Genomic DNA, 7,493 nt, shown 5'->3' on the forward strand with positions numbered 1-7,493 from the left:
GCTGCCGGTCGATCAAACGAAATTGACGGGGTTGGACCAGCAGGCTTCGGGGACATGCCCCGCGGACGTATAGCAATGTGAACAGAGCAAGTGGGTTGATCGGGGTCCTAGACAGCACAATGCCCAAGCTTAGAATTCAGACCAGTCAGCGTCCATCGCCTCATTTAGCCCTCGAGATGCCACAGAAGCATGTGATGGCCTGAGATTTGAAAATGAAGGCTTTATCAAGGACCTTTTACGCTCACTGGTTGAGCGCAACCTCGTCAGTTTGCCGACCGCGTTTACGGTACCAGTGAGGCTAAACCGTCCTACCACTTGAGCCAGCCGCTCGGATTCGTTGGCAAGGCTGGCAGCTGCCGCCGCCGCTTCTTCGACAAGGGCGGCGTTTAGCTGGGTCGCGTTGTCCAAATTGCCGATCACACCGTTGACCTGCTCGATGGCCCCCGTTTGTTGCACGCACTTTTGGCTCAAGTCTGCGATCATGGTGGAAACGTCGATGGCCTGCTTGACGATCCGCGACAATGAGGCCTGCGTTTGACTGACCATCTCGACGCCTTGTTGCACCTCTTTACCCGACGTGACGATCAGTTCCGCAATTTCGCTGGCTGCTTTGGAGCTACGCTCGGCCAGCCCACGTACTTCGTTTGCGACGACAGCGAAGCCGCGACCGGCGTCACCGGCCCGCGCCGCCTCAACCCCCGCATTCAAGGCAAGAAGATTGGTCTGGAACGAAATCCCGTCGATGATGGCGACGATGCTGCGCATTTTTTCTGATGTCGCGGCAATCGAGGTCATGGCCGTTACCGCATCACCCATCTGCCTGCCACTGTTCGTTGCTTCTTTTTCGGCCTCTCGCGCTGCCTGAGCGGCAACCACTGCCGCTGCCCGGGCATTGGTGACAGATTCGGTCAGCGCCATCACTGTTGAGGTTGTTTCTCCCAGAGTGGTTGCCTGCTGCTCGGTACGCGCAGCCAAATCCTGTGCCGCCGCCGATATCTCGCTTGCGCCAGCCCGCACTGTGGTGGAGGCCACCGCGACTTCGCGAATCTGGTCTTCGAGAGCTTCGATCATCGCATTGAAGTCATCACGTAACCTCTGATACTTCCCGGGAAACTCTTCACCGATCCGATGCGTAAGCTCCCCAGATTTGAGGGCCAAAAGAGCCTCTTCCAACGCTCCGGTGACTTGTTGCTGAACCGCGAGCTGCAGATTGCCATCGGTGACTGCCCGCCGCGCAATGCTCAGCTTAATCTCATCCAACGCCCGGGCGATCCTCCCCAACTCGTCACGCTTTCCAGATCCAGGGATCTCGATATCGAGCTGCCCTTGAGCCATGGCTTCCATCGCCTTTTCCAGCTTGCTCAAAGGGCTCGTCACACGCCGACCGAACAGCGAAAGAATGAAAAGTCCCAGGATCAACCCCGCCGCGCCCGCCACGGTGCTGCGCTGGATAGCGGCCTTTGCTTCATCCACTGTTTTGGCGGTGTGTCGCTTGGCCTCGGATATATTATAATTCGTTGTAGTCTCGAGCGTTTGCTGCATGGCTTCAGCATCACGAACGATCTCGTTCTGAAAAAGCTGGTTGGCCTGGCTCTGCTGTCCTTGCACTGATAACTGCGCCACCTGCTCCAGTGGCGGCTTCAAATCGCTCCACTGCTTGAGAATGGTTCGGTACAGGAGCGCATCGCGATCATCACCCACCAACGGAGCATAGGCTTGCAGACTTTGATCGACTTGCGCGACCGCCGCCTTGTAGGCGCTGACTGCTCTGGCCTTTTGTTCGGGCGTTTCAGCCATGATCGCCCGGGCGAGCCGCACCCTGACAAGTTCGAAATTGGCAGTCGATTTGCCGAGAACGGCCACGCTGGGAAGCATGCTGCTGGTGCTCAGAACCATGTCTCTGATTGCAGTTTTTGCGCCCATAATAAGGCTTACAGAGGTCAAAACCATGCCCGCCGAGAGCAGCAGCGTCCCGACGGTAACGATGGTTTTGATCCTGAAACCTTCCAACATTGCCATCTCCGGCGAATAACCCGCCACCAGCATTAAACAATAAGGTTCAACTAGCCCTGCCGCGTCACCCGTGGCAGCTGCGAAAGGCGGCCTTAACCTTTTCTTTCAACATCCATCGGCCTGCGAGCTAGGCGGCTTGGACAAATTGAGCATTCGGTGTTTCATGTGATTTTTGAACGCACGCCTGCCGACGTGTTCATGATCCTTGCAGTTTGATGAGGGTATATTCGCCAAGTGATGACTACAGGGGATTTGTCATGTCTCTCAAATTGAACGCCAAAGTCGCTCTCGCTGCTGCAGGAATTGCAACCTTGGGGGTAGGAGTGTTTCCGTCGGCTGCCTTGGCCCAAGGGCCGGGATATGATCAGCATTACCGCGGCGCAAGCCGGGACTATCATCGTCAATATTATTCCGATCGGGCGCGTGGGCGCTATGCTTCTCGCCACTGCGGAAGCGGTAATGGCGCAGTTGGAACTATCGCCGGTGGTGCAGGAGGTGCCCTGCTCGGGAACGCTTTGGGGGGCGGAACAGCCGGAACGATTGTTGGTGGTGTCGCTGGTGCGTTGGTCGGAAGGACTCTCGATAAGAAGAACACACGTGACCATAACGCGATGCGCAACGGTTGCTGATGACAAAGCTGCCATCTAGGCTTGCAGGCGACGACGGCATGCCAACGTATCACTTGCTCCTGAGAGTAAGCGTCGAAGGGCAAGAAATTTGACGGTGGCAACGCCAATATTCGGGGAGGATAGGTTTAGGCTACCCTCCCCTTTCATTGAGTTAGCCAGGTCATTTCCAAATGGCATAGAATGCCCGGAAATTCTCGAATTTCGCTCTTCCAATTAGAATCTGCCCGCCAGATTTCAAATTCTTTGATAACAGGCGCTATGTTAAAAGGTTTGACGTCCGGCGATTGTCGGGCGTGTCTCTTAGACTGGGCGTCAGCGCCAGATTCGATGTCACCTTCGTCGTGGTGACCGGAATGTCCGCTCTGTAATCGCGAGTGGATCGTTCTTGCCCTCCATTCAGCCACTGACCGCGGTAATGTCGACTGCATCGTGGATCGGTATACGCAGCATGTTGCAAAGCCTGATTTCGCTCGGCCTGGAGCCGGGAAACGCAAATAGGCAGGCAAAGCGGAGGCAACGTTAGGCGATAGCCCGCACTGTGTTTCGCCCCGCTGATTTCGCCATATACAGAGCCTTATCCGCGTGACGATAGAGGTCCTGAAAAGTACCCCCCAATGGTCGAGCTGGCAATCCCGCAACTCACGCTCAGCATGATATCTGTTTTGCTGTCCATTGCTATCGGGTTCTGCCTGAGGTTCGTGCGGATGCGGTTGCAGATAAACTCGGCCTCAGCAATGGAAGCATTTTTCAGCAAGAGAAGGAATTCGTCACCGCCAAGGCGGCCAACAATATCGCCCGCGCGTATTTGCGATTGAAAGGCGCGGGCTGCGTGGACAAGCGCCTTATCGCCAGCCTCATGGCCCCACCGATCGTTGATGTTCTTGAAATAATCAAGATCGATCGCCACCATGGTTCAGGACCCGCTGCTGTCATGCAATGTCTTGTCTACATGAGCCTCAAAAGCGGATCGGCTCAGCAGACCCGTAAGGCTATCCGTTGAAGCCAAAAGCGCCATGGCCTTTTCGCGCTTGACCACATCTTCGGTGAAGCGACGGCGCGCAGATAAATCGGCGGCGACGGGAAGGCAGGTCAGCAGCAACACGGCCAGGAAAAGCTGAAAGAGTTCGGCTTGCTGAGCATGGTTCTGTGTGAAGCTGGCTATGGGCCCCATGCCCCGAAGGGTGGCGCAACCACCGATGATTGCAATTAGCATGACGGAGATCTTGGTGCCCAGGCGCCCAACGCGAAATGTGATCCACATGACAGGCGCGAAAAGCACGAACAGCAGCGGAGCATGCGCGATAAAGAAAACCAGATAGGCCACCAGACCGATAAGGGCCAACAGCCCGATCGTCTCCGCGCGTTCTGTCCAACGCTTTTCCCGCATGCAGCGCAGCATGTCACCGTTGAAAACGGCGACGAATACCGGTGTGAAGATCAGGAGTCCGAGAGCATCGCTGATCAGCCATGTTTGCAAGGCGGAAAGGAAGGGTTGTTCAAAAAAGTACCAGGCTGTCGCGGCGCCTAAAAATCCGCTGATGCTGGGGGCGAGAATGCCGCAGGTTAAAACGAAGCGGCCAACCACGCGCGCCGAGTCCAGTGTGGGTATACAAGGCCCTACCGCGCCCGAAAACCAGGGCGGCAACAACCACTTCGACAATGTTGCACAGACCGTACAGCATAGGTCCGAGGACGGTGCCGCGCGTGAGAAGATTGGCGGCTGCGTTGGCGACGAGGCCTGCCGTGAGGATACCGGGCCAGGTGATCCGCTTATGGACCAGCAACAGACTAAGCAAGACGGCATTGGCGGGCCAGATCGTCGCGATATCGCGACCATTGCTGGCCAGATGGATCGTGGCTGCTGCCAGCATAAAATAAAGGCCTGCCGCTGCCAGGCAGAGCTGACCGTGATAGCGTACAGTGTGGAGGGTATCTGTATTGTCGCGCCCGTACATCAGGTTCATCTAGGGACAGAACGGCTAATCTGAGGTTAAAGCCACGCGAACAGCCCGCTGTGGAGCAATTCCTTTTTGCGTTTGGATGACGGTCCAGATTTGACCATTGCGAGTGACGTGCCAACGTGTCACGTCTGGGTCATATTGCGGCACTTTTGACCATGGGCGGCAGCCAGAGTTTGGCCGACGCTCGTGATTTCTAGAAGCTCTTCGATGCTGTGGCCGAGATGCGCGGCGCGCTGTCGCCGGTCTCATAGCGCACTGCATTGATCGGAAACGCTGCTTCGATCCCCAACCTGACAGCGTGGGGCAGGGTTGCGCGGGCTCCCACACCTGCGGAATAGAGATCGCCGGTGCCGTAGTCATTGCGCAGATTCGATACGCTGCCGGCATCAGCGAAGCCATAAAGCTGCACCCAACGGACCAGGCCGTTGCCGCGATCCCAGATTTTTGCCTGCAACTCGGCTGATCCGAGGATGCCCCGGTCGCCTGTGCGCTCGGCAAAATCATAGGCGCGGCCGAAAACAGGGCCACCGATTGAGATCTGCTCGACGGTCAGCAAGGGAGCGGTTGAGAGCTGGGCCGTTACAGCGAGTTTGGCGCTGAAGGGGCCGATCAGATCGCCGGCCCAATTGCTCCAGAGGTTGAAGCTGGTAAAATGTCCATCGGCATCAGGACGTGAGGCCAGCGGATCGCCCGGGCGGGTCGCTCCCAGTGCGTCAAGCCCTTGCACCACGCCGGCGCCAGCCCGCAGGCGTGCCCCTGCCAAGGGCACATATCCATTGATCGAGATGCTTGCGGTGGTGGCGCGATCGCGTCGCACCATGGCGCCCGAAAAGCGCTGATCGACGGCGATATAGTCCAGCGAGGCATTGACCCAGAGGCTGATCCTACGCCCACGCAGCAGGGGGTGAGCCAGGGAGACTCCCGCTGTCACCCAATTGCCGCTCGCACCATACTGGCGCCAGATGCCACCAGAATTGGTGGCGCCATAGCCGCCATAAATCGCAACTTCCGTGCCGCCATGGCCGATTTGATGGGCGTAGCGGCCCCAGACCGAACCCAGCTCGCTAGGCTGTGCTGCGGTGACGAGGTAGGTAAGGCTGAGCTGATCTTTGTCATCGATCAGGCCATTAAAATCATAGGCCAGCTGCGCTCTGACCGGGCCCAGCGCGCCTGTGCCCCAATTGTCGATGGACGCGCGCGCGGCCACACGATCATTGGTCAACGGCACGATCAACACGCCCTTGTCACCCTCGCGCTCGAAGGTAACTTTCCCGATTTTAACCCCCGGAACATCCTGTGCCAGCGTCAGCCTGCGGTCGACCTCCTTTTGCAGGGGAGCATGCCCCTTCAGCCCGTCAAGGACGGCCTGCACCGCAGTGTTGGGCTGACCCGTCAGGCGAACCTCATCGACATGCCCCTCATCAAGATCCACACGGAGGATACCCGATTCCATGGTCTGCGCAGGAACTGTTGAACGCGCGAACACATAGCCTCTCGCTCTTGCCAGTCCGGAGACGGTGGAAAGCAAATCCTGCATGTCCACCGTGGTGAGGCGATGGCCCACAAAACTAGACAGGGCTGCATCGAACGCAGCGCGCGGGATCTCCTCGCCTCCGCTCACAACAATCGATTTCACCTCGATGCCTGGCAATGAGGCAGAAGGCGAAGCGGCACCGGCGGGCGTTTTCTCATTGTCGAGGCTCGAAAAACCGGCGTCGCTTGCCTGTTGATCGTCTACTGCCAGGGCCGTAGCCGGAGTACACGCCAAGGACAGCAGAATAAGGCTCAGGCAATGGCGCAAGGTGTAATCCCCTAGAATCGTTTCCGGCCAATAAGCTAGGTTCCATTGAGAAAGCTTTTACAAAGGCAGCGTAAAGAGCGAGGCAAGGGCAGCGATCGGCTTCGTCCCTATAAGGAGCGATGGATGCGCCGCGTCGTCTTTGGATTGTTGCTGACCACCACCATCGCCACCCCGGTCGTAGCCGGTACGCCACCCTGGACCATTTCAGAGGCTTCGCAGGGGGTGATGATCAACCATGCGGGACAAGTGAAAGGCGCGGCCAGAGGCGGAAAGGCTGAACCGGGTGATGTGATCACCACTGGCCCCAACGCCCGCGCTGTGCTGGTGCGCGGCGAGGAGTATGCGGTTGTCGCCCCCAATTCCCGTCTTCAGGTGGCCGATCCTGCTGCCACGGGCGGCCTGACTCAATTCCTTGAGAAAATTGGCAATGTGGTCTTCAGTGTGAAGAAGATGGCCAATCCTCATTTCGGCGTGCAGACCCCCTATCTTGCCGCCGTGGTCAAGGGCACGACCTTTAGCGTGACAGTCAAGGACAGCGGCGCCTCGGTCCAGGTCGTCGAAGGCGCCGTGGAGGTCGCCACCCACGACGGCGGTGCCCGCGAAGTTTTGCGGCCCGGTTCCATCGCCTCTGTGGGAGCCGGTGATCTGGGCGCTTTAACGATCCAGGGAGCCACTGCGCGAACAATTCATTCTGCTTCCATGCCGTCCAGCAGCCCGACGCAGCCAGGAGACGTGGCGGCAAAGGTCTCGGACTCCGCGCCCGCCACAACCGCCACGGCCATAACCTGGGCTGTTTCCGAGACGGCGACGAGCACAGTCCAGGCCAGCAGCGGCAACAATGCCACCTCGAGTGCGGTGACGATCAACGCTGTGAATGAGCCGGCCAGTTCCCTGTCCAATCTGACGGGTGGATTGGTATCCGGCCAGACTGGAGCGGGGCTGGCTGCAGCCGCGTCTTCGGCATCCGGTGCGGATCATGCTGTCGCCGTGGCGACTGATCGGCCGACCGCTGTTGTTGCGAACGGCAACGCCAATTCGAATCTGGGTGGCAACAGCGCAGGCAATGCCGCATCGAACTCAAATGCCGGC

7 protein-coding genes are annotated in these 7,493 nt (G+C 58.3%); 2 read left to right on the forward strand and 5 right to left on the reverse strand.

Features of this window, described 5'->3' with window-relative positions; translation table 11 throughout:
- Positions 1–129: 129 nt before the first annotated feature.
- A complete protein-coding gene (locus SR3_RS05310; protein ID WP_169805561.1) occupies positions 130–2,013 on the reverse strand; it encodes a methyl-accepting chemotaxis protein in 1,884 nt (627 codons plus the stop codon).
- A 360-nt stretch (positions 2,014–2,373) separates the two neighbouring features.
- On the opposite strand from SR3_RS05310, the gene SR3_RS05315 reads away from it, so the two are divergent.
- Positions 2,374–2,661, forward strand: coding sequence for a hypothetical protein (locus SR3_RS05315; RefSeq protein WP_068081757.1), 288 nt, complete (start codon positions 2,374–2,376; stop codon positions 2,659–2,661).
- A 555-nt stretch (positions 2,662–3,216) separates the two neighbouring features.
- On the opposite strand, the gene SR3_RS05320 is transcribed toward SR3_RS05315, so the two are convergent.
- The 4 genes from SR3_RS05320 to SR3_RS05335 form a co-directional block, all read right to left on the reverse strand.
- Positions 3,217–3,552 (reverse strand): GGDEF domain-containing protein, encoded by a 336-nt coding sequence (locus SR3_RS05320; protein ID WP_068081759.1) that lies wholly within the window; start codon positions 3,550–3,552, stop codon positions 3,217–3,219.
- Between the two features lie 3 nt (positions 3,553–3,555).
- Positions 3,556–4,227 carry an MASE1 domain-containing protein gene (locus SR3_RS30440; RefSeq protein WP_169805563.1) on the reverse strand — a complete coding sequence of 224 codons (672 nt, stop codon included), beginning with the start codon at positions 4,225–4,227 and terminating at the stop codon, positions 3,556–3,558.
- Positions 4,139–4,606: an MASE1 domain-containing protein gene (locus SR3_RS32600; protein ID WP_084454976.1), complete on the reverse strand. Its 468-nt coding sequence runs from the start codon at positions 4,604–4,606 to the stop codon at positions 4,139–4,141. The genes SR3_RS30440 and SR3_RS32600 overlap by 89 nt, the downstream gene beginning before the upstream one ends.
- A 190-nt stretch (positions 4,607–4,796) precedes the next feature.
- Entirely contained in the window at positions 4,797–6,404 is a 1,608-nt protein-coding gene (locus SR3_RS05335; protein ID WP_169805564.1) for a ShlB/FhaC/HecB family hemolysin secretion/activation protein, read from the reverse strand.
- A gap of 123 nt (positions 6,405–6,527) precedes the next feature.
- Here SR3_RS05335 and SR3_RS05340 point away from each other — a divergent pair.
- Positions 6,528–7,493: FecR family protein (locus tag SR3_RS05340; protein WP_169805565.1), on the forward strand; the 966-nt coding region annotated here is incomplete at its 3' end.

The sequence above is a fragment of the Novosphingobium rosa NBRC 15208 genome (assembly GCF_001598555.1).
Classification (GTDB): Bacteria; Pseudomonadota; Alphaproteobacteria; order Sphingomonadales; family Sphingomonadaceae; genus Novosphingobium; species Novosphingobium rosa.

Excerpts from the sequence above, each read along its gene's own strand:
- SR3_RS05310 (WP_169805561.1), bottom strand. The coding sequence starts at position 2,013 with ATGTTGGAAGGTTTCAGGATCAAAACCATCGTTACCGTCGGGACGCTG.
- SR3_RS05315 (WP_068081757.1), top strand. The coding sequence starts at position 2,374 with ATGATCAGCATTACCGCGGCGCAAGCCGGGACTATCATCGTCAATATT.
- SR3_RS05320 (WP_068081759.1), bottom strand. The coding sequence starts at position 3,552 with ATGGTGGCGATCGATCTTGATTATTTCAAGAACATCAACGATCGGTGG.
- SR3_RS32600 (WP_084454976.1), bottom strand. The coding sequence starts at position 4,606 with ATGAACCTGATGTACGGGCGCGACAATACAGATACCCTCCACACTGTA.